Annotated in this window: 20 protein-coding genes; 10 read left to right on the plus strand and 10 right to left on the minus strand. The window is 71.2% G+C overall.

The features are described from left to right. Window positions 1-105 precede the first annotated feature (105 nt). Window positions 106-990, minus strand: coding sequence for a LysR substrate-binding domain-containing protein (locus tag AB0I18_RS44385; RefSeq protein WP_363111480.1), 885 nt, complete (start codon window positions 988-990; stop codon window positions 106-108). Between the two features lie 130 nt (window positions 991-1,120). Between AB0I18_RS44385 and AB0I18_RS44390 the strand changes: the two genes are divergently transcribed. From AB0I18_RS44390 to AB0I18_RS44415, 6 genes are all read left to right on the plus strand, one after another. Further along, on the plus strand, window positions 1,121-1,792 hold the full coding sequence (locus AB0I18_RS44390; RefSeq protein WP_363111505.1) for a succinate dehydrogenase: 672 nt from the start codon (window positions 1,121-1,123) through the stop codon (window positions 1,790-1,792). A gap of 1 nt (window position 1,793) precedes the next feature. Continuing rightward, a complete protein-coding gene (locus AB0I18_RS44395) occupies window positions 1,794-3,746 on the plus strand; it encodes a fumarate reductase/succinate dehydrogenase flavoprotein subunit (RefSeq protein ID WP_363111481.1) in 1,953 nt (650 codons plus the stop codon). Further along, complete coding sequence (locus AB0I18_RS44400; RefSeq protein ID WP_363111482.1) at window positions 3,743-4,492, plus strand: succinate dehydrogenase/fumarate reductase iron-sulfur subunit; 750 nt, start codon at window positions 3,743-3,745, stop codon at window positions 4,490-4,492. The genes AB0I18_RS44395 and AB0I18_RS44400 overlap by 4 nt, the downstream gene beginning before the upstream one ends. 231 nt (window positions 4,493-4,723) lie before the next feature. Further along, entirely contained in the window at window positions 4,724-5,494 is a 771-nt protein-coding gene (locus AB0I18_RS44405; RefSeq protein WP_363111483.1) for a GNAT family N-acyltransferase, read from the plus strand. Further along, a complete protein-coding gene (locus tag AB0I18_RS44410) occupies window positions 5,491-6,498 on the plus strand; it encodes a 1-acyl-sn-glycerol-3-phosphate acyltransferase (RefSeq protein ID WP_363111484.1) in 1,008 nt (335 codons plus the stop codon). The genes AB0I18_RS44405 and AB0I18_RS44410 overlap by 4 nt, the downstream gene beginning before the upstream one ends. Before the next feature lie 43 nt (window positions 6,499-6,541). Beyond that, window positions 6,542-8,053 (plus strand): acyl-CoA synthetase, encoded by a 1,512-nt coding sequence (locus AB0I18_RS44415; protein WP_363111485.1) that lies wholly within the window; start codon window positions 6,542-6,544, stop codon window positions 8,051-8,053. Here AB0I18_RS44415 and AB0I18_RS44420 read toward each other — a convergent pair. Then, complete coding sequence (locus tag AB0I18_RS44420) at window positions 8,041-9,060, minus strand: LLM class flavin-dependent oxidoreductase (RefSeq protein ID WP_363111486.1); 1,020 nt, start codon at window positions 9,058-9,060, stop codon at window positions 8,041-8,043. The two genes, AB0I18_RS44415 and AB0I18_RS44420, sit on opposite strands and share 13 nt — an antisense overlap. Window positions 9,061-9,232: 172 nt before the next feature. Here AB0I18_RS44420 and AB0I18_RS44425 point away from each other — a divergent pair, with 172 nt between their 5' ends. Together AB0I18_RS44425 and AB0I18_RS44430 are read left to right on the plus strand one after the other, a co-directional pair. Next, a complete protein-coding gene (locus tag AB0I18_RS44425) occupies window positions 9,233-10,213 on the plus strand; it encodes a TerC family protein (protein WP_363111487.1) in 981 nt (326 codons plus the stop codon). A 46-nt stretch (window positions 10,214-10,259) separates the two neighbouring features. Continuing rightward, window positions 10,260-10,775, plus strand: coding sequence for an HAD family acid phosphatase (locus tag AB0I18_RS44430; RefSeq protein WP_363111488.1), 516 nt, complete (start codon window positions 10,260-10,262; stop codon window positions 10,773-10,775). Window positions 10,776-10,793: 18 nt separating this feature from the next. On the opposite strand, the gene AB0I18_RS44435 is transcribed toward AB0I18_RS44430, so the two are convergent. From AB0I18_RS44435 to egtA, 5 genes are all read right to left on the minus strand, one after another. After that, complete coding sequence (locus AB0I18_RS44435; protein ID WP_363111489.1) at window positions 10,794-11,009, minus strand: dodecin; 216 nt, start codon at window positions 11,007-11,009, stop codon at window positions 10,794-10,796. 86 nt (window positions 11,010-11,095) lie between these two features. After that, window positions 11,096-12,058: an L-histidine N(alpha)-methyltransferase gene (gene egtD / locus AB0I18_RS44440; RefSeq protein WP_363111490.1), complete on the minus strand. Its 963-nt coding sequence runs from the start codon at window positions 12,056-12,058 to the stop codon at window positions 11,096-11,098. Beyond that, entirely contained in the window at window positions 12,055-12,846 is a 792-nt protein-coding gene (gene egtC, locus AB0I18_RS44445; protein WP_363111491.1) for an ergothioneine biosynthesis protein EgtC, read from the minus strand. The genes egtD and egtC overlap by 4 nt, the downstream gene beginning before the upstream one ends. After that, window positions 12,846-14,177 carry an ergothioneine biosynthesis protein EgtB gene (gene egtB, locus AB0I18_RS44450; RefSeq protein ID WP_363111492.1) on the minus strand — a complete coding sequence of 444 codons (1,332 nt, stop codon included), beginning with the start codon at window positions 14,175-14,177 and terminating at the stop codon, window positions 12,846-12,848. The genes egtC and egtB overlap by 1 nt, the downstream gene beginning before the upstream one ends. Further along, a complete protein-coding gene (gene egtA, locus AB0I18_RS44455) occupies window positions 14,174-15,469 on the minus strand; it encodes an ergothioneine biosynthesis glutamate--cysteine ligase EgtA (RefSeq protein ID WP_363111493.1) in 1,296 nt (431 codons plus the stop codon). Before egtA ends, egtB begins: the two co-directional genes overlap by 4 nt. A gap of 256 nt (window positions 15,470-15,725) precedes the next feature. Here egtA and AB0I18_RS44460 point away from each other — a divergent pair, with 256 nt between their 5' ends. Further along, entirely contained in the window at window positions 15,726-16,571 is an 846-nt protein-coding gene (locus AB0I18_RS44460; RefSeq protein WP_363111494.1) for a TIGR02452 family protein, read from the plus strand. On the opposite strand, the gene AB0I18_RS44465 is transcribed toward AB0I18_RS44460, so the two are convergent. Both AB0I18_RS44465 and AB0I18_RS44470 read right to left on the minus strand, forming a co-directional pair. Continuing rightward, window positions 16,556-17,014 carry a type II toxin-antitoxin system PemK/MazF family toxin gene (locus AB0I18_RS44465; RefSeq protein ID WP_363111495.1) on the minus strand — a complete coding sequence of 153 codons (459 nt, stop codon included), beginning with the start codon at window positions 17,012-17,014 and terminating at the stop codon, window positions 16,556-16,558. The genes AB0I18_RS44460 and AB0I18_RS44465 overlap by 16 nt on opposite strands. A 118-nt stretch (window positions 17,015-17,132) precedes the next feature. Beyond that, window positions 17,133-18,587 carry an amidase gene (locus tag AB0I18_RS44470; RefSeq protein ID WP_363111496.1) on the minus strand — a complete coding sequence of 485 codons (1,455 nt, stop codon included), beginning with the start codon at window positions 18,585-18,587 and terminating at the stop codon, window positions 17,133-17,135. A gap of 228 nt (window positions 18,588-18,815) precedes the next feature. Between AB0I18_RS44470 and AB0I18_RS44475 the strand changes: the two genes are divergently transcribed. Continuing rightward, on the plus strand, window positions 18,816-19,697 hold the full coding sequence (locus tag AB0I18_RS44475; RefSeq protein WP_363111497.1) for an LLM class F420-dependent oxidoreductase: 882 nt from the start codon (window positions 18,816-18,818) through the stop codon (window positions 19,695-19,697). 201 nt (window positions 19,698-19,898) lie between these two features. Here the strand turns inward: AB0I18_RS44475 and AB0I18_RS44480 are convergent, their stop codons facing one another. Next, window positions 19,899-20,462 carry an NAD(P)H-dependent oxidoreductase gene (locus tag AB0I18_RS44480; protein ID WP_363111498.1) on the minus strand — a complete coding sequence of 188 codons (564 nt, stop codon included), beginning with the start codon at window positions 20,460-20,462 and terminating at the stop codon, window positions 19,899-19,901. Window positions 20,463-20,568: the final 106 nt, after the last annotated feature.

Raw genomic sequence — 20,568 nt, forward strand, 5'->3', positions numbered from 1 at the left:
CCCCTTTTCAGGGGGCGCGGGGGCACGCCCTTTAGGGGCGCGGGGAACTGCGCGACCAGCCACGAACAACCCGCACGTACCCACTCGCCCGCGGAAGCGGAACGCTCACCGTTCCAACAACATCCGCTGCAACTCCCGAGCCGCCCGAGGCGGAGCCACATCACTCCGATGCGCCAACGCGATCGTCCGCCCCAACCCCGGCCGAGCCAACGGAGTAACCCGCAACCCCCGCCCAGCCCTGGTGGCAACCATCCGCGGCACCACAGCGACACCGAGCCCCGCCCGCACAAACCCCAACACCGCGTCCATCTCACCCCCCTCAACCGCGAAATCCGGCTCGAACCCAGCGGAGCGACACGCCGCGACAGTCAGCTCCCGCAGGTCATAGCCATGCCGGAACATCACAAGCCGCTCACCCTCCAGGTCACAGACCCGCACGGCCCGGCGCCCACCCCCCGGTGCCGCCGCCTCCGGTGACGAGACCACGACCAGATCCTCCCGCAGCACCTCCACCGTGGTCAGCGCGGGCGACGGCGTGGGCAGCGGCAGGACGACCAGGGCGAGATCGAGCGCTCCACGGGCGAGTTCCCGTACGAGATCGTGGGAGCCGCCCTCCTCGATCAGCAGCCGGATGCCCGGATACCGGTCGTGGAAGGCCCGCAGTACGTCCGGCAGCAGACCCGTGCACAGACTCGGCGTCGCGCCGAGCCGGACCCGGCCGCTGCGCAGCTGGGCCAGCTCCTGGACCTCGTGCCGGGCGGTGTCCGCGTCTGCCAGGATGCGGCGGGCCAACGGGAGGAGGGCCTCGCCGGCGTCCGTGAGCGTGATGTTCCCGCGGGCCCGGAGGAAGAGATCGGCCCCCAACTCCCGCTCCAGCGCCTTGATCTGCTGGGACAGGGACGGCTGCGCGACATGGACGAGGTCGGCGGCCCGGGTGAAGTGCCGGGTCTCGGCGACCGCCACGAAGTACTGGAGCTGCTGGAACTGCATACCCCGAGAGTACGTCCACGATAGGCCTTGCCTATGGAATCGAGCCGTACCATGTCTTGGACCGATCGGCGTCCCCGGCCTTACCGTCCGTGGCATGGCTCTGGCAACGCGGACGGACCGAAAACCGTCCATGACGCGCACCATGTGGGACTCGTCCGTCGGCAAGAAGACCGTGATGGCCGTGAGTGGCCTGATCATGCTGGCGTACCTGGTCGTCCACATGCTGGGCAACCTCAAGATCTTCTTCGGGTCGGACGAGTTCAACCACTACGCGCACTGGCTGCGCACCCTCGGCGAGCCCTTCCTGCACTACGAGTGGGCGCTGTGGATCATCCGCGTGGTCCTGGTCGCCGCCGTCGTCGCGCACGCCACCTCCGCGTACCAGCTGAGCCGCCGCGACATCAGGGCGCGCCCCACCAAGTACGTGCACAAGAAGCGGCAGGCGAGCTACGCCACGCGCACCATGCGCTGGGGCGGGATCATCCTCGGCCTGTTCATCGTCTGGCACATCCTCGACCTGACGACCGGCACCGTGCACCCGGACGGCTTCCAGTCCGGGCACCCCTACCAGAACGTGATCGACACCTTCTCCACCTGGTACGGCAACGTCATCTACCTGGTCGCGATGCTCGCGCTCGGCCTGCACATCCGGCACGGCTTCTGGAGCGCGGCGCAGACCCTCGGCGTGGGCAGCCGCACCCGCGACCGCATCCTGAAGGCCACCGCCGACGTCCTCGCGCTGGTGCTGACGGTGGGCTTCATCTCCGTACCCGTGGGCGTGATGACCGGAGTGGTGAGCTGACATGAGCGCTGAGTACGCCGAGTACACGACCGGGGAGCCGGTCGTCGACACGAAAGCCCCCGAGGGGCCGGTCAAGGAACGCTGGGACACCCGCCGTTTCGAGGCCAAGCTGGTCAACCCCGCCAACCGCCGCAAGCACACGGTGATCGTCGTCGGCACGGGCCTCGCGGGCGGCTCCGCCGGTGCCACGCTCGCCGAACAGGGCTACCACGTCGTGCAGTTCTGCTACCAGGACTCCCCGCGCCGCGCCCACTCGATCGCCGCGCAGGGCGGGATCAACGCCGCGAAGAACTACCGCAACGACGGCGACTCGATTCACCGGCTGTTCTACGACACCGTCAAGGGCGGCGACTTCAGGGCCCGCGAGTCCAACGTCCACCGCCTGGCGCAGATCTCGGTCGAGATCATCGACCAGTGCGTCGCCCAGGGCGTGCCCTTCGCCCGCGAGTACGGCGGCCTCCTCGACACCCGCTCCTTCGGCGGTGTCCAGGTGTCCCGCACCTTCTACGCCCGCGGCCAGACGGGCCAGCAGCTCCTGCTCGGCGCATACCAGGCGCTCTCGCGGCAGATCGCCGCGGGCAACATCGAGATGCACCCGCGGACCGAGATGCTCGACCTGATCGTGGTCGACGGGCGGGCGCGCGGCATCGTGGCCCGCGATCTGATCACGGGAAAGATCGACACGTACTTCGCGGACGCCGTCGTCCTGGCCTCCGGCGGGTACGGCAACGTCTTCTATCTCTCGACGAACGCCATGAACTCCAACGCCACCGCGATCTGGCGGGCCCACCGGCGCGGCGCGTACTTCGCCAATCCCTGCTTCACCCAGATCCACCCCACCTGCATTCCGCGCACCGGCGAACACCAGTCGAAGCTCACGCTGATGAGCGAGTCGCTGCGCAACGACGGCCGGATCTGGGTCCCGAAGGCGAAGGGCGACGACCGTCCGGCGAACGCGATCCCCGAGGACGAGCGCGACTACTACCTGGAGCGCATCTATCCGTCCTTCGGCAACCTCGTGCCCCGGGACATCGCCTCCCGCGCCGCCAAGAACGTCTGCGACGAGGGCAGGGGAGTGGGCCCCGGCGGACAGGGCGTCTACCTCGACTTCGCCGACGCCATCCAGCGCATGGGCCGCGAGAAGGTCGAGGAGAAGTACGGCAACCTCTTCGACATGTACGAGCGGATCACCGCGGAAAACCCGTACGAGGTGCCCATGCGGATCTATCCCGCCGTGCACTACACGATGGGCGGCCTCTGGGTCGACTACGACCTCCAGACCACGATCCCCGGGCTCTTCGCGATCGGCGAGGCCAACTTCTCGGACCACGGCGCGAACCGGCTCGGCGCGTCCGCGCTGATGCAGGGCCTCGCCGACGGCTATTTCGTCCTGCCGTCGACGATCAACGACTACCTCGCCCGCAACCCGCACCACGAGGAAGTCACCGACGAACACCCCGTCGTACAGGAGGTGTTGGCCGACACCGAGGACCGGCTGCGGCTGCTCCTCGCCGTCGACGGCGACCGCACCCCCGACTCCTTCCACCGCGAACTCGGCGAACTGATGTGGGAGTTCTGCGGAATGGCCCGTACGGACTCGGGGCTGCGCAAAGCCCTGGAGCGCATCCCGCAGATCCGCGAGGAGTTCTGGCGGCGCATCAAGGTCCCTGGCACGGGTGAGGAGTTCAACCAGTCGCTGGAGAAGGCCAACCGGATCGTCGACTACCTGGAGCTCGCCGAGTTGATGTGCCTCGACGCGCTGCACCGCGACGAGTCCTGCGGCGGCCACTTCCGCGAGGAGTCCCAGACCCCGGACGGCGAGGCGGCCCGCCGGGACGAGGAGTTCTCGTACGCGGCCGCCTGGGAGTTCACCGAGACCGGCGAGGCGCCGGTCCTGCACAGGGAAGACCTGGTCTTCGAGTACGTCCACCCCACTCAGCGGAGCTACGCATGAAGCTCACCCTGCGCGTCTGGCGGCAGCGGAACGCCGACGCCGACGGAGCGATGTCCACGTACGAAGTGGACGACATCTCGTCCGACATGTCCTTCCTGGAGATGCTCGACACCCTCAACGAGGAGCTCATCCTCAAGGGCGAGGACCCCGTCGCCTTCGACCACGACTGCCGCGAGGGCATCTGCGGCGCGTGCTCGCTCGTCATCAACGGCGACGCGCACGGGCCGGAGCGCACGACCTCCTGCCAGCTGCACATGCGGTCCTTCGAGGACGGCGACACGATCGACATAGAGCCGTGGCGCGCCTCCGCCTTCCCGGTCGTCAAGGACCTCGTGGTCGACCGGTCGGCCTTCGACCGGATCATCCAGGCCGGCGGCTACATCACCGCACCGACCGGCGCCGCGCCCGAGGCCCACGCGGCGCCCGTGCCGAAGCCGGACGCCGACTTCGCGTTCGAGCACGCCGAGTGCATCGGCTGTGGGGCGTGCGTGGCGGCCTGCCCGAACGGTGCGGCCATGCTCTTCACCTCGGCGAAGATCAACCACCTCAACGTGCTGCCGCAGGGCGCGCCCGAGCGGGAGACGCGGGTGCTCGACATGGTGGCGCAGATGGACGAGGAGGGCTTCGGCGGCTGCACCCTGGCCGGCGAATGCGCCACCGCCTGCCCGAAGGGCATCCCGCTGGTCTCCATCACCGGGATGAACAAGGAGTGGCTGCGCGCGACCCGTAAAGCGGGTAAGCGTTAGCCGTACGTCGTTCGCCGTCAAAGTGCGAACGGGCGGGACCGGGGGTGGTGCTCAGCCCCGGTCCCGTCTCGCTTTTCGAGCGCCCCCTGGCATTCAGCAACCCCACATCCCGGCTCTCGGCACAGGTCACGCGTACGCCAATCGGTATCGGAAGAACAAGAGCACGCAGACCGCACAGCACCACCGGTCTGCCGCCGCTCCGCCGAACCGGCCCGCGACCAGGAGAGTGCCATGACCGGCGTTTCCACCCTCGACAGCCCCCCACTGTCGACCGCACCCACCCGCTACACCGTCACCCTCGCCCGCGACGAGGCCGACGTCCGGGCCGCACAGCGGCTGCGCCACGACGTCTTCGCCGGCGAGATGGGTGCCCTGCTGTCCTCCCCGCAGCCGGGCCTCGACGTCGACGCCTTCGACGCGTACTGCGACCACCTGCTCGTCCGCGACACCACGACCGGCCAGGTCGTCGGCACCTACCGGTTGCTGCCGCCGGACCGGGCCGCGATCGCCGGACGGCACTACTCGGAGAGCGAGTTCGACCTCGGACCGCTCGCCGGGATCCGCTCCGGGCTCGTCGAGGTCGGCCGCTCCTGCGTCCACCCCGACCACCGGGACGGCGCGGTCATCGGTCTGATCTGGGCCGGGATCGCCCGCTACATGGTCGACGGCGGTCACGAGTGGCTGGCGGGCTGCTGCTCGATCCCGCTGGCCGACGGCGGCGCACTCGCCGCGGGCACCTGGGACCGGGTGCTGGCCAAGCACCTAGCCCCCGAGGAGTACCGGGTCCGCCCCCTCCTGCCCTGGAACCCGGAGGGCGTGGTCCGCCCCGCCCGCACCGAGCTTCCCCCGCTCCTGCGCGGCTACCTCCGGCTGGGCGCCTGGGTCTGCGCGGAACCGGCCCACGACCCCGACTTCGGTGTCGCCGACCTGTACGTCCTGCTGTCGATGCGCCGGGTCAACCCCCGCTACCTGCGGCACTTCCTGTCGCTCGTGCCGGCGTGATGAGGCTCCCGTCGGCCGGCGCGGTACGGATACCGCGTACGAACGTGGTACGCGTCCCCTTCGGACGCGTACCGACGGCGCCCGGCGTCGGCGTGCCCGCGCCGCGCCTCGACGCGCCCGTCGCCCCGGCGGCTCCGGGCCGCCCCGCTACGGCACCGCCACTCGCCACCAACCCCTGGCTCCCCACCGCCCCTTGCTCCCCGCGGGCCTGCGTGCAATCCCGGGGGCCCCGTGCCGTCTGGCCCCTCGCGGTGCTGCGTGTCGTGACGGTCACGGTCCTGGTCGCCCTCGGGGTCGCGCTCACCTCGCTGGTGGGACGCGCTCCCGTGGCGCGGCGCGACCGGCTCGTCCGGGCCTGGTGCCGTGCGATCGTCCGGTCCGCGGGCGTGCGCGTACGGATCACGGGCGCCGCGCCGCCGAGCGGCGGGCTGCTCCTGGTGGCCAACCACATCTCGTGGCTGGACATCCCCCTGCTCGCGGCCGTCCGTCCGGCGCGGATGCTCGCCAAGACCGAGGTCCGCGCATGGCCCGTGGCGGGCCCGGCGGCCGCACGCGGCGGCACCCTCTTCATCGAACGGGACCGGCTGCGCGCGCTCCCGGACACGGTCGCCACGATCGCGGACGCTCTGCGCGCCGGCGCCGCGGTGGCCGTCTTCCCGGAGGGCAGCACCTGGTGCGGCAGGGCCCAGGGACACTTCCGGCGGGCGGTCTTCCAGGCCGCGATCGATGCCGGAGTCCCCGTCCAGCCCGTGCGCGTCCACTACCGGTCCGTGGACGGGGCAGCCAGCACGGTGCCCGCGTTCGTCGGCGACGACTCACTGGTCGCGTCACTGTGGCGGGTCGCGTCGGCGCGAGGGCTCGTCGCGGAGGTCGAGGTGCGGTCGACGCTCGGAGCGCGGTGCCACGAGGACCGGCGGGCCCTCGCCCACGCCGCCCAGCAGGAGGCGAGCGACACCGGAACCGACCACGGCGGACTCTGGCCGGAAGCGGTCACGCATCCCTGACGGACCCCTGACGTCCCGTCACCGGCACGGGTACCGTCCCCGCATGTATCCCGGAGCGTACGACCCCGCCAGGCCGGCCGTCGTCACCGCGGACGGCGGCCGGACCCTCACCTACGGCCAACTGGAAGAGCGCTCACTACGGCTCGCGGACCATCTACGGGCCGCCGGACTACGCAGAGGCGACCATCTCGCGCTCCTCTCCGACAACGACCCGCGCGTCCTGGAGGTCTTCTGGGCCGCCCTCCGCTCGGGCCTCTACCTCACCGCGGTCAACCACCACCTGACTGCCGAAGAAGCCGCCTACATCGTCCGCGACTGCGGCGCGCGAGCCCTCATCGTCTCCGGGCCGCTCACCGAATTCGGGCGAGAGACAAGGGAGTTGGCGCCCGGCCCGGAGTTCTGCCTGGGCTTCGACGACGGTTCGTACGAGCAGGCCCTCGCCGACGCCTCACCCGAACCGCCCGCACGCCAGCCCCGAGGCACCGACATGCTCTACTCCTCGGGCACCACCGGCCGTCCCAAGGGCATCAAACGGACACTCCCCGAAGGCGACGTCCGCGAGGTGCCGAGCATGTTCCAGCTCCTCTTCCAGCCCATGTACGGCTTCGACGAGGACACCGTCTACCTGTGCCCGGCCCCGCTGTACCACGCCGCACCCCTCGTCTTCTGCTCCGTCGTCACCGCGACCGGCGGCACGGTCGTGCTGATGAACTCCTTCGACGCACAAGGGGCGTTGGCGGCGATCGAACGACACCGTGTCACCCACGGCCAGTGGGTGCCCACCATGTTCGTACGCATGCTGAAACTGCCGCGCGAGGTACGGGAGGCGTACGACGTGTCGTCGCTGAAGGTCGCCGTCCACGCCGCCGCGCCCTGCCCCGTCGAGGTCAAGCGGCGGATGATGGAGTGGTGGGGGCCCGTCCTGTACGAGTACTACTCGGCGACGGAGGCCAACGGGATCACCTTCATCGGCCCCGACGAGTGGCTGCGCAAGCCGGGTTCCGTAGGCCGTGACGGAATCCTCGGTGAGCTGCGGATCTGCGGCGAGGACGGCAAGGTGCTGCCCGTCGGCGAGACAGGGACGGTGTACTTCGAGCGCGACGAACTCCCCTTCCGCTACCACAACGACGACGCCCGCACCCGTGAGGCACAGCACCCCGAACACCCCAACTGGACGACCACGGGCGACATCGGGCACGTCGACGAGGACGGCTATCTCTTCCTCACCGACCGCAGGGCGTTCACGATCATCTCCGGGGGTGTGAACATCTACCCCCAGGAGATCGAGGACTGTCTGACCCTGCATCCCAAGGTCACCGACGTCGCGGTCGTCGGAGTGCCGGACGCGGAGATGGGCGAGGCGGTCAAGGCCGTCGTCCAGCCCGCCCCCGACGCGGATCCCGGCCCCGAGCTGGAGCGTGAACTCCTCGACTTCGTGCGCCGACGCATCGCCCACTACAAGGCACCCCGCAGCGTGGACTTCACGGACGCGCTGCCACGCACACCCACCGGGAAACTGGCCAAGTCCAGGCTCAGGAAGGCCTATTGGCCCTGATGAGCGGCACCCAGTCCCGCCACCCGGGCCAGCCTCCGGTACGAGTCCAGGAGCGCGTCACGGTCGTACGTACTGGTCGTGACCAGGACCTCGTCCGCGCCGGTCTCCTTGATCACCGTCTCCAGTTCGTGGGCGACCTGCTCCTCGGTGCCGACGATGTGCCCGGTGAGCCCCGACTCGTAGAAGCCGCGCTCCCTGTCCGTCATCCGCAGGGACTCGACGCGCTCGGCGGGCGGCAGGGGCGGGAACGTGCCGTGCGTGCGCGAGTACGCCATCGACCAGGCCTCCGGGAGCAGCAGCCGGCGGGCCTCCTCGGGTGTCTCCGCGACCGCGACCGTGCCGGAGATGACGACGTACGGCTCCCGGGCCCAGGCGGACGGCCGGAACGTGTCACGGTAGTGATCTATGCCGCGCCGCATCTTCTCGCGGCCCCTGAGGTCGCCGATCACCATGGGGAGGCCGGCCCGGGCGGCGATCGTGGCGCCCTCACCCATGGCCAGCACGAACGGCGGCACGGCCAGGCCCTCCGAGGGGCGCGCGTGGACACCGGTCGGCGACGTGCCCCGGAACCAGCCGAGCAGCTCGTCGAGCTGCGCCGCGAAGTCGTCGGCGACGTCCTTGTCCCGGCCCAGCGCCTTGCGTACGCCGTCGGTGAAGCCCACGGAACGGCCGAGACCCATGTCGATCCGCCCCGGGAAAAGGGACTCCAGGACGCCGAACTGCTCGGCCACGACCAGGGGTTGGTGGTTGGGCAGCATCACGCCGCCCGTGCCGACCCGGATCGTGTGCGTCGCTGCGGCAACCGCGGCCGCCAGAACCGTCGGCGCGGAACCGGCGACGCCGGGTACGCCGTGGTGCTCCGAGACCCAGAGGCGGTGGTAGCCGAGCCGCTCCAGATCCTGGGCCAGCAGCACGGTGTCGCGCAGCGCCTCGGGGGCCTCGTGCCCCTCCCGGGTGCGCGAGCGGTCGAGGACGGAGAAGCGGGTCGTCGCGATCACTGAGCTCACATGGGGTTCAACACCTGGCGCGCGCCAGGATTCCCGGCCAAGTGGGCGACCGGCTCCGGTGCGGTGTGTACGCGTGTAGGTAACCCTCTGTTTACCTTCTCAGGGTGTTCTTGCTCTTTGCGACTGGCAACACTGGCCATCGCAACACCAGCCCCTGTAGGAACGAGGAACAGTGAACGTCTCCTTTGGCGTGTGGGCGCTGTCCGTCGCAGCTCTGTGCGCCCTCATCGCCGTGGATTTCTTCATCGGCCGCAAGCCCCATGACGTCTCCCTCAAGGAGGCCGGCATCTGGAGCGCGGTCTGGGTCGCCCTGGCGGTGGCGTTCGGTGTCGGTCTGCTCGTCTTCTCCGGTGGCGGGCCCGCGGGCGAGTTCTTCGCCGGGTACATCACGGAGAAGTCGCTCAGCGTCGACAACCTCTTCGTCTTCGTCCTGATCATGGCGAAGTTCTCGGTGCCGACCCAGTACCAGCAGCGGGTGCTGATGGTCGGTGTGCTGGTGGCGCTGGTGCTGCGCACCATCTTCATCGCCGCCGGTGCCGCGATCATCTCGACGTTCTCCTGGGTCTTCTACCTCTTCGGAGCGTTCCTGATCTGGACCGCGTGGAAGCTCGTCCAGGACGCCCGCAAGGGCCACGACGACGAGGAGTACGAGGAGAACAAGCTGCTCAAGGCGGTCGAGCGGCGCTTCGGCGTGGCGGACCGGTACCACGGCACCAAGCTGTGGATCGAGCAGAACGGCAAGCGCGTGATGACCCCGATGATGGTGGTCATGCTGGCGATCGGCTCCACGGACGTCCTGTTCGCCCTGGACTCCATCCCGGCCATCTACGGCCTGACCGAGGAGCCGTACATCGTCTTCACCGCGAACGCCTTCGCGCTGATGGGCCTGCGGCAGCTGTACTTCCTGATCGGCGGCCTGCTCAGGAGGCTCGTCCACCTCTCGTACGGGCTGTCGATCATCCTCGGGTTCATCGGTGTGAAGCTGGTGTTGCACGCGCTGCACGAGTCCGGGGTGCACGTTCCCGAGATCAGCATCCCCTTCTCGCTCGGCTTCATCGTCCTGGTGCTCGCGGTGACGACGTTCACCAGCCTGCGGGCCTCGAAGAAGCAGGAGCAGCAGGAGGGGGAGACGGAGTCGGCGCCGGCGCCGTAATCCGTGCCGTGGCCTGCCTGGAAAGCGGCGTCCTAGGGTGGGCGGCGTGACGGACAACAGCAGGCCACGCCCCGGATCGGACGCGCGAGGGCCCCTCGCCGTATTCGATCTCGACAACACTCTCGCCGACACCGCGCACCGGCAGCGGTTCCTGGAGCGCAGTCCGAAGGACTGGGCCGCCTTCTTCGCGGCGGCGCCGCAGGACCCGCCGCTGGCGGCCGGTGTCGCCCTGGCGCTGGAGCACGCGAAGGAGTGCGAGATCCTCTACCTCACCGGGCGGCCCGAGCGGTGCCGCAAGGACACGGTGGCGTGGCTCGCCGCCCAGGGACTGCCCGAGGGGCACATCCGGATGCGGCGCAACGACGACCGCAGGCCCGCCCGGCGCACCAAGCTGGAGACCCTCCGCGAGCTCTCCCGGAACCGTGAGATCCGGGTGCTCGTGGACGACGACGAACTCGTGTGCGAAGACGCCGAGCGGGCGGGCTTCACCGTCGTACGGGCGCGCTGGGCGGCCACGTCGGCGGCGCTGAAGGTGGCGCAGGAGCGGGAAGGGCGGACCTGAGCCGCGGTCGCCGAGCGGTCAGTCCGCGTCCTCCAGGCGGAAGCCGACCTTCAGGCCGACCTGGAAGTGGTGGATCTCGCCGTTCTCGATCTGCCCGCGGACCTGCGTGACCTCGAACCAGTCCAGGTTGCGCAGCGTCTGCGAGGCCCGGGCGATCCCGTTGCGGATCGCCTGGTCGACGCCCTCGGGCGAGCTACCGACGATCTCGGTGACCCGATAGGTGTGGTCGGACATGCGGGTACTCCTCTCCGCCGTGGCCCGTGTGCCACGCGTCACTCCACGGTGCCGTACGTGACGGCGGACCGCGAGATGTAAGACCGTTACCGGGCCACGCTCAGCGACAGCGCGAACCTGCCCTCCGGGTCCGTCCACCAGTGCGTGAGCTCCAGCCCCTGCGCGGCCAGTTCACCGCGTACACCCTCCTCGCGGAACTTCGCCGACACCTCGGTCCGTAGCTCCTCGCCCGCCGCGAAGTCGACGGCGAGATCGAGCGCGGGAAGCTTCACGGTCACCGCCGAACGCGCCCGCAGCCGCATCTCGATCCACTCCTGCTCGGGATCCCAGAGCGCGACATGGGTGAAGTCGTCGGGGTCGAAGTCGGCGCCGAGCTCACGGTTGACCACGGTCAGCACGTTCTTGTTGAACGCGGCCGTCACTCCGGCCGCGTCGTCGTAGGCGGCAACAAGCACCGACTCGTCCTTGACCAGGTCCGTGCCGAGCAGCAGGGCGTCGCCGGGCGACAGCAGGGAGCGTACGGACGCCAGGAACGTCGCGCGTTCGGACGGCAGCAGGTTGCCCACCGTGCCGCCCAGGAACGCGACGAGCCGCGGCCCTGGCGTGCCGGGCAGCGCGAGACCGCCGGTGAAGTCGGCGATCAGCGCGTGCACGTCGAGCTGCGGGCGCTCCGCGATCAGCGCGTGTCCGGCCTGGCTGAGCGCGCTCTCGCTCACGTCGACGGGCACGTACGTGTGCAGGCCGGGCAGCGCGTCGAGCAGGTGCCGGGTCTTGTCGGAGGAGCCGGAGCCCAGCTCGACCAGGGTGCGCGCGCCGGTCGCCGCGGCGATCTCCGGGGCCCGGGCGACGAGGATCTCCCGCTCGGCGCGCGTGGGGTAGTACTCGGGCAGTGCGGTGATCTTCTCGAAGAGCTCGCTGCCGTGGGCGTCGTAGAACCACTTGGGCGGCAGCGTCTTGGGGGTGCGGGTCAGGCCGTGCAGGACGTCGGCGCGCAGTGCGGCGTCGGTGGCGTCCTCGGGCAGGGTGCGGGTGACGAGAAAGGGACTCACGAAGTGGGCTCCTCGACCGGGGCGGATGGCAGGTGTTCCTCGACGTCCTTGAGCGGGGTCAGCAGGACGTCCGTGCGGCTCGCGGCCAGCAGGGTGCGGTCCGGCACCTCCTGCCAGTGCGGATCGTCGTCGTACGGCTCGGACGCCACGACGGTGCGGCGGCCGGGCTCGGTCAGATACCAGAGGGTGTCGCCCCAGGTGGTGGCGGCGATCACCTCTCCGTTGGTGAGCAGGAGGTTGAGCCGCGAGCCGGGGGCCGCCGCCGCGACGTCGAGGACCGTCTCGGAGAGCGCCTGGCCCTCCTCGTCGCCGCCGCGCAGCCGGTTCAGGAGCAGGGCCCAGACGAGGGCCGCGTCGCAGCGCGCCTCCATGGACAGCAGCTCGGCGGGCGGGAGCGTCTGCGCGAGCGGTGCCAGGGAGCGCGGCCAGCCGGCGACCGCGCCGTTGTGGCTGAACAGCCAGGGGCCCGCCGCGTACGGCGCCGCCGCGGCCTCCCCGTCCGCGCCCGCCACGGTCGCGTCACGCACCGCGGCGAGCATCGCCCCCGAGCGCACCACCCGAGCCAGATCGGCGAACGACTGATCGCCCCAGATCGGTCCGGTACGCCGGTACCGGCCGGGCACCGGATCCCCTGCGGCATACCAACCGACCCCGAAACCATCGGCGTTGACGGTCCCGTGCCGCTGGCGCCGCGGCGCCCACGACTGCCGGAACAGACTGTGCGCCGGCTCCACGAGGAGTCTGCCGAGCGGCTCCTCGGGTCCCAGGAAGGCCAGATGACGGCACATCAGGAACCCTCCGGGGCGGCGTCCCGCGCGGTGCGGAATCCGGAGAAGATCTGCCGCCGGATCGGATAGTCCCAGTTGCGGAACGTCCCCCGGCACGCCACCGCGTCAACCGCGAACGATCCGCCGCGCAGCACCTTGGAGTCGGATCCGAAGAAGACCTCCGAGTACTCCTTGTACGGGAACGCCGCGAACCCCGGATAGGGCAGGAAGTCGCTCGACGTCCACTCCCACACGTCACCCATCAACTGCCGTACGCCGAGCGCTGATTCACCCGCCGGATAGCTTCCCGCGGGAGCCGGTCGCAGATGCCGCTGGCCGAGGTTGGCGTGCTCGGGCGCGGGGTCGGCGTCGCCCCACGGATAGCGCGTGGAGCGGCCGGCCACCGGGTCGTGACGGGCCGCCTTCTCCCACTCCGCCTCGCTGGGCAGCCGCCGCCCGGCCCAGCGGGCGTACGCGTCGGCCTCGTACCAACTGACGTGCACCACCGGCTCGTCGGGCGGCACGACCTCCGTGACACCGAAGCGCCGCCGCAGCCAGTCGCCGCCCTCGCGGCGCCAGAACAGCGGCGCCTCGATGGAGTGCTTCCGGATGTGGGACCAGCCCTCGGGCGCCCACCAGCGCGGGTCGGTGTAGCCGCCGTCCGCGATGAACGCCTGGTACGCGCCGTTCGTCACCGGAGTGGTGTCGATGAGGAACGGCGGCACGATGCGCTGGTGCGCGGGCCGCTCGTTGTCCAGCGCCCACGGCTCGGTGGACGTGCCCATCGTGAACGGGCCGCCGGGGACGAGGACTTCGGCCGGACCGGTGAACGGCGGCGCGGGCGCGGGGTCCGGCGCCGTCAGCGCCGCCGGTCCCCTGCGCAGCTGATGGGTGATCAGCATCGTCTCGTCGTGCTGCTGTTCGTGCTGGGCGATCATGCCGAAGGCGAAGCCGGACTCGGTCAGCCGGGTGCCCCGGAACGCCGTGCTCTCCAGGACGTCCAGCGCCCGGCCGCGTACCTCGGAGGCGTAGTGGCGGGCCTCGGCGGGTGCAAGGAGCGGCAGTGAGGGCCGCTCGGCGCGCGGGTGCTCGAACGCGTCGTACAGGCCGTCGATCTCCGGCCGCATCGCGTCACGGCCGGCGACCGTCCGCAGCAGCCACTGCTCCTCCTGGTTGCCGATGTGCGCGAGGTCCCACACCAGCGGGGACATCAACGGCGAGTGCTGCGCGGTCAGTTCGGGATCCTCCACGCAGGAGGTCAGCAGTGCGGTGCGGTCACGGGCCGTGGTCAGTGCCGCCAGCGCGCGCTCCCTGAGCGTTTCCGGGTCCGGCTGGGAAGCGGGCTCGGTCATGTGCGGATGTCCTTCCCGTTGAGCGGGGGTCGCGTGCAGGCGGTGTGGTCGAGCAGGTCGTCGGCGGGACAGCGGCCCCGGGCCACATAGCGGTCGGTGAACTCCGCGACCGCGTCCTGTACTTCGGCGCTCGCGCCGATCCGGGGCAGCGCCTCGGCCGCCGCCGCGAAACAGGCGACGGCCGCCTCCCGCAGCTCCGGGTCGGTCAGGCCCGAGCGGGCCGCCGCGACCCACAGCGGGTTCCGCGGAGCGGCCAGCGAACCGGCCCGCTCCGCAAGGGGTTTGACCGTCCGGTACGCGGTCTCGGCGGCCTCCGCGTCGTCGAACAGCGCCGCCGTCACGGCGAGCGGCACGATCCAGCCGTCGTCGCCCGGCTGCGCATCGATCATGCGCAGTTCCAGATGGCCGCGCGGGCGCACCGGCGGGAACAGCGTCGTCAGGTGGTAGTCGAGGTCCTCCCGGCCCGGCGGTGAATCGGACCGGGTCCAGTCCCGGAAACTCAGCCCATCCGGTACGTCCCAGGGGCCGTTCGGCGCCCGTACGCACATCACCGGCGAGTCCAGGACGTGCCGGGCCCAGGTGGTCCGGGGATCGCCGTCGAGCGGCGGGGCGCTCGTCCGGCCCGGGTCCATCGCGGTCCACAGGGACTGCCGGGTGGACCGCCAGCCCGTGTGCCGCCCCTCGGCCATCGGCGAGTGGGCGAACGCGGCCACCAGGACCGCGCCCAGTTGGTGCGCCAGCCACCAGCGCCGCCCGTGTCCGAGCGGGCCCGGCTCCTCGTACCCGGCGTCCAGGCAGACCTGGACGGAGGCGGAGGTGCACATCATGGCGCGGCCTTCCGGGCCCGTGCGGTCGAGGTATCTCTCCATGGCGTCGTAGCGCGGTTCATGGAGGATGCGGCTGGGCGGGTTCCAGGGATCCTGGCCCAGGCCGCTGAGGCCGAGACCCGCCTCGCGCAGTGTCGCGCGTACGGCGTCCAGGTCGGCGGATACGGACCCGATGCACTCCATCAAGGAGGCGGCGGGAGCGGAGCTGAGCTCCAGCTGGCCCCCGGGTTCGACGGTGAGCGCCGACCGCAGGGGGAGGGTCCGCAGAGCGGCGTACGCCGCTTCGAGACGTTCCGGTGGTACGGGGAGCCGCGGGGAACGCAGCTCGTGGACGAGCCATTCGAGTTCGACACCGAGGGAGCGGGGCGGTCCGGTCTTGAAGCAAATGCCGCGGACCAGAGCCTCCACTTCGGCCTCGGTGACGACGGAGCGGTGCTCCGTACAGTCACTTACCGAATCAGACATGTCGGGATCCTCCTGAGATTCCATCCATGCCGTCGGCCCGGCATGGATGGGCCGGGCCGACAGTCACCCGTCCACCCAAGACCCTCGCGGCGCCTCGCACAAGGGTGCGTTTCATCGCTTTTCGGGGTCGGGAAACTCTGTTGCGGCGCTATACCAGCATCGCTCACCATACGTTCATGGGCACGACGGGGGATGTAACGGGGGAGGCGGGGGCGATCGCGCGGGGCGCGGTCATGGCGCGTACAGGGGTGGCGCCATGAGCGCCCGCCTGCGCGAAATCGCGCGGCAGACGGAGGAGATCGTCGCGGCGGGTTCGTACCGCGCGTCCGACGGGCGCGCGGTGTCGATCGCCGCGGCGGTGGCCGCCGCGCGGGAGGGCACGCGGATGTACGGGCCCGAACCCGTGGAGGCGCCGGAGGTGACGCGGGGCAATCCCGCGGGCACGACTTTCGACACTGTGTTCGAGATCACAGGCGAGAGCAGTCTGGAGGCGGCGCGGCGGCTGCCCGGCCCGGTCGCGGTGCTGAACTTCTCCTCGGCGCGCAACCCCGGCGGGGGGTATCTGAACGGCGCGCAGGCCCAGGAAGAGGCCCTGTGCCGAGCCTCCGCGCTGTACGCGTGCGTGCGGCGGGCCCGCGAGTTCTACGACCACCACCGGGCGCACCGCGACCCCTTCTACACCGACCGGGTCATCCACTCGCCCGGCATCCCGGTCTTCCGCGACGACCGGGGGCAGCTCCTCGACGAGCCGTATGCCGCCGGGTTCCTGACCGCCGCCGCGCCCAACGCCGGAGTGGTGCTGCGCACCGCGCCGGAGCGGGCGGCCGAGCTGCCGCGCACCCTCGCGATACGGGCCGAGCGGGTGCTGGAGACGGCCGCGGCGCACGGCTACCGGCGGCTGGTACTCGGCGCCTGGGGCTGCGGGGTGTTCCAGAACGATCCGGCGCAGGTGGCGGGCGCCTTCCACACGCTGCTCGGGGACGGCGGCCGGTTCTCCGGCCGCTTCGAGCACATCGTGTTCGGCGTGCTCGACCGTACGCGGGGCGCGGTGGTCCGGGGCGCCTTCGAGCAGGCGTTCAAGGACGTTCAGCGCCAGCCGTAGCGCTCCCGGAGCCGGAGCACCACGAGGTTGAACCGCATCCGGTCCAGCGCACACGCCTCGCGGCGCATCCCCTTCTCGTGCAGTCGCAGCACCCGGTCCACATCCACCCACGAGTCGCGCCCCGACCGGTCCCACGGCCCGCTCCCGATGGGCACCCACTCCCGGTCGCCGTCGTGCCGCTTGCTGGACAGCTGCACGGCGAGGAAGGTGCCGGCGGCCTCGCGGGCGACGACCAGCACCGGGCGGTCCTTGCCCCGGCCGTCGTTCTCCTCGAAGGGCACCCAGGTCCAGACGATCTCGCCCGGGTCGGGGTCGCCGTCGTGCGCGGGCGAGTACTCCGTACGGACCCGGCCCACCTTGCGGGGCTCGGCCTCGACGGTGGCGGAGGGGCCGTAGCGGCCGGGGACTTCGGACGCGTGCGCGTCATCGGTGAAGGCAGTCACGCGGATCACGGTAGAGCGTGCGCGGCCCGAATCTCCGGGCGGGGCAGACGACGACGCGGGGACTGGGACCGACGCCGCCCCGCCGGATCGCCGTCCGGCGCTCCAGGCGCTCGGCGGTTCAGGGACCGGCGGGCGGCCCGAACTCCGGTACGGCGCCGTCGAATTCGCCGGTCGGCCACTGTTCGTACCAGCGCAGCTCCGCCTCCAACTGCGAAGCGAGCGACACCAGGAGCGGTTCGCTGTTCGCGGGGCCGAGGAGCTGTGCGCCCACGGGCAGCCCGTCGCCGACGAAACCGGCGGGGACGTTCACGCCGGGCCAGCCCAGTACGTTCCACGGCCAGGCGTACGGACAGGCGGCGATCATGGCCCGGTCGGTGCCGAAGCCGCTCAGCGCGTGCAGGGCGCCGATCCGCGGCGGGGGAGCGGCCGTCGTCGGGGCGAGGACCACGTCGTACGTGTCGAAGAGCGCGCCGAACCGCCGGTGCAGCCGCGCCTCGGCGCGCCGGGCGGCCCGCAGCGGGGCTCCGCCGAGCAGCCGGCCCAACCGGGCGGCGTCGCGGGTACGCCGGTCGAGCAGGGCGGGGTGGGGCGCCTCACCCACCCGCTCGGCGAGCCCGGCCGTGGCGCGCGGGATGAAGGACAGCCCGATCTGCCCGTACGGCGGGTCGGCCTCCTCGACCTCGTGTCCGAGCGCGGCCAGCCGCTCCGCGAGCGCCACGACCCGGGCCCGTACGTCGGGCCGAAGCCGCGCGGGCAGCGCCGTGAACGGCGGTTTCAGCGAGAGGGCGATCCGCAGCCGGCCCGGCTCCCGGCCCACCGCGTCCGACATCCGCAGCGGCGAGGGGCGGTGCAGATCGTGCTCGTGGTTGCCGCTCGCCGCGTCCAGGAGCAGCGCGGCGTCCTCGACCGTGCGGGCGAGCGTGCCGTTGACGGTGATCCCCTGGAACGACTCCGCGTGCGGCCAGGTCGAGATCCGGCCGCGCTGCGGTTTGATGCCGATCAGATGCGTCCAGGAGGCCGGTATCCGTACCGAGCCCGCGCCGTCCGAGCCCAGCGCGGCCGGCACCAGGCCCGCCGCGACCGCGGCCGCCGAACCGCCGGACGAGCCGCCCGGTGTGTGCTCCCGCTGCCACGGGTTGCGGGTCTCCCCGAAGGCCGGCCCCTCGGTGAAGGGCCACTGCCCGAACTCGCAGGTGTTGGTCTTGCCGACGACCACGGCTCCGGCCGCCCGCAGCCGGCGTACCGCCTCGCCGTCCTCGGCCACCGGCGGGAACTCCCCGCGACAGCCGAAGGCCGTCGGCAGGCCCGCCACGTCCGTGTCGTCCTTGACCGCCACCGGCACCCCGAGCAGCGGCCGGCGCCCGCCCGCCGCCAGTTCCCTGTCCGCGGCGTCGGCCTCGGCGAGCGCCGCCTCGGCGCGCATCAGCCGGAAGGCGTTCAGCGTGCCCTGCGTCGCCTCGATCCTGGCCAGGGTCTGCTCGACGAGGGTCCGCGCGGACACCGCTCCTTCGGCGAGGGCGCGAGCGCTCTCCGCGAGACCCGGGGCACGGTCGGGAATCTGGGCGGGAGTCATACGGGCCACCTCCGGAAGCACGTCGTCTACTGAACGGTAACGTCCGGACGGGCGATGCGGTACGGGAAGCGGGATCGTAGTGGGAACTTCCTTTGCCGGAACGGCAGTTCGTGCTCTCCGGAGCCCGGGCGGCGCCGGATGAGGTTGACTTGAAGTGTGCTCCAAGATCTACCGTTCCAGGAGTCGGGTCGATGGTCCGGCTGAGCTTTCGGTGAGACGGAGACTGATATGCGGGTGGGCGTTCACATCAACCGGTTCAACCATCCGCGAGGCGCGGCCGCGCTCGGCCCCGAGCTCGCCGCGGCGGGCGCCGCCGCCGAGGCGGCGGGCGTGAGCTGGCTCTCGGTCATGGACCACTACTTCCAGATGGAGTTCAACGGCGGCGCCGAGGACGCCATGCTGGAGGCCTACACCACCCTCGGCTTCCTCGCGGCCCACACCTCCACGGTCCAGCTCGGCACGCTCGTGACGGGCGTGTCCTACCGCCATCCCGGCCTGCTGGCCAAGATCGCCACCACGCTCGACGTCGTGTCCGGCGGCCGGGCCGCCCTGGGTATCGGAGCGGCCTGGTACGACCGTGAACACGAGGGCCTGGGTGTGCCGTTCCCGCCGCTCGCGGAGCGTTTCGAGCGGCTGGAGGAGACGCTGCGGATCTGTCTGCAGATGTGGGACCCGAACGCCAACGGCCCGTTCGAGGGCAAGCACTACCAGCTCGCCGAAACCCTCTGCGTCCCGGCTCCGGTGAGCTCGCCGCGCCCGGAGATCCTGATCGGCGGTGGCGGGGAGAAGAAGACCCTTCGCCTGGTCGCCCAGTACGGGGACGCCTGCAACCTGTTCACCACCTCCCCTGAGGAAGTCGCGCACAAGCTCGACGTCCTGCGCGGGCACTGCGACGCGGTGGGGCGTGAGTACGCGGGCATCCGCAAGACGATCACCCACTCGGGCGGTCTCCAGGGCGAGGCCGAACTCGACGCGTTCACACGGGAGATGGAGGGTTACGCGAAGCTCGGCATCGACACCGTGATTCTGGGTCCGCGGGTGGATGAGCCTGCCGTGTGGATCGAGCGGTCGGTGGCACCGGCGGTTTCGCGGCTGGCCGGGCTCGCCTGAGCCTTGCGGCTCCGCCGGGGCGCGGCGGATGTGTCGGCTCGGGTTGTCGGCGTGAGGGGCTTGTGCGGTGGGTGTGCGACTGCGGGTCGGTGGGGGCTGGTCGCGCAGTTCCCCGCGCCCCTACGGGGGCGCCCCCGCTGAACCAAGGGCTACCTGTTTGAGGGGCCGGAGCCGTTTTGGCTCCGGCCCCTCAAACATGTGTCAGGCGGCGGCGGGCTCGGCGGCCTGGCTGTGGACCCGGCTGATGACTTCGGTGAGCTGGGCGGCCACCTCGGCGTCGTCGGCGGGGTGCGTCTCGGCGAAGCGGGTCAGCGAGGCGGGGATGGACAGCTTGATGTCCTCGAGCACCTTGGCGCCGGCGATGCCCGCGGCCTTGCGGGCCTCGTCCTGCGCCCAGACGCCGCCGAACTGGCCGAAGGCGGTGCCGACCACGGCGAGGGGCTTGCCGGTGAGGGCGCCGGCGCCGTACGGGCGGGACAGCCAGTCGATGGCGTTCTTGAGGACGGCCGGGATGGTGCCGTTGTACTCCGGGGAGAAGAGCAGGAAGGCGTCGGCGGTGGCCGCGACCTCGCGCAGCCGGGCCGCGGCGGCCGGGACACTGCCCTCGACGTCGAGGTCCTCGTTGTAGAAGGGAACCTCGGCCAGGCCCTCGAACAGCTCGACGTCGGCGCCCTCGGGGGCGAGCTTGACGGCCGCCTCGGCGAGCTGGCGGTTGGTGGAGCCGACGCGGAGGCTGCCGACGAGCGCGAGGATGCGGACAGACATGGGGATCTCCAAGGGGACGAAATATTGCCGTTACGATCCGGACCGGGGTCCGTTTAAGTTGTACCAGTCAAACGGACCGCGGTCCAGTTTTCTTCCGAGGGGATAG

The organism is Streptomyces sp. NPDC050704 (genome assembly GCF_040654355.1).
Taxonomy (GTDB): domain Bacteria; phylum Actinomycetota; class Actinomycetes; order Streptomycetales; family Streptomycetaceae; genus Streptomyces.

What these genes read in the sequence shown, in the direction of transcription:
- AB0I18_RS44475 (WP_363111497.1), top strand. Translation starts at nt 18,816, where the DNA reads ATGCGGGTGGGCGTTCACATCAACCGGTTCAACCATCCGCGAGGCGCG.
- AB0I18_RS44415 (WP_363111485.1), top strand. Translation starts at nt 6,542, where the DNA reads ATGTATCCCGGAGCGTACGACCCCGCCAGGCCGGCCGTCGTCACCGCG.
- egtB (WP_363111492.1), bottom strand. Translation starts at nt 14,177, where the DNA reads ATGACCGAGCCCGCTTCCCAGCCGGACCCGGAAACGCTCAGGGAGCGC.
- egtA (WP_363111493.1), bottom strand. Translation starts at nt 15,469, where the DNA reads ATGTCTGATTCGGTAAGTGACTGTACGGAGCACCGCTCCGTCGTCACC.
- AB0I18_RS44385 (WP_363111480.1), bottom strand. Translation starts at nt 990, where the DNA reads ATGCAGTTCCAGCAGCTCCAGTACTTCGTGGCGGTCGCCGAGACCCGG.
- AB0I18_RS44480 (WP_363111498.1), bottom strand. Translation starts at nt 20,462, where the DNA reads ATGTCTGTCCGCATCCTCGCGCTCGTCGGCAGCCTCCGCGTCGGCTCC.
- AB0I18_RS44460 (WP_363111494.1), top strand. Translation starts at nt 15,726, where the DNA reads ATGAGCGCCCGCCTGCGCGAAATCGCGCGGCAGACGGAGGAGATCGTC.
- AB0I18_RS44390 (WP_363111505.1), top strand. Translation starts at nt 1,121, where the DNA reads ATGACGCGCACCATGTGGGACTCGTCCGTCGGCAAGAAGACCGTGATG.
- AB0I18_RS44400 (WP_363111482.1), top strand. Translation starts at nt 3,743, where the DNA reads ATGAAGCTCACCCTGCGCGTCTGGCGGCAGCGGAACGCCGACGCCGAC.
- AB0I18_RS44435 (WP_363111489.1), bottom strand. Translation starts at nt 11,009, where the DNA reads ATGTCCGACCACACCTATCGGGTCACCGAGATCGTCGGTAGCTCGCCC.
- AB0I18_RS44395 (WP_363111481.1), top strand. Translation starts at nt 1,794, where the DNA reads ATGAGCGCTGAGTACGCCGAGTACACGACCGGGGAGCCGGTCGTCGAC.
- egtC (WP_363111491.1), bottom strand. Translation starts at nt 12,846, where the DNA reads ATGTGCCGTCATCTGGCCTTCCTGGGACCCGAGGAGCCGCTCGGCAGA.
- AB0I18_RS44405 (WP_363111483.1), top strand. Translation starts at nt 4,724, where the DNA reads ATGACCGGCGTTTCCACCCTCGACAGCCCCCCACTGTCGACCGCACCC.
- AB0I18_RS44470 (WP_363111496.1), bottom strand. Translation starts at nt 18,587, where the DNA reads ATGACTCCCGCCCAGATTCCCGACCGTGCCCCGGGTCTCGCGGAGAGC.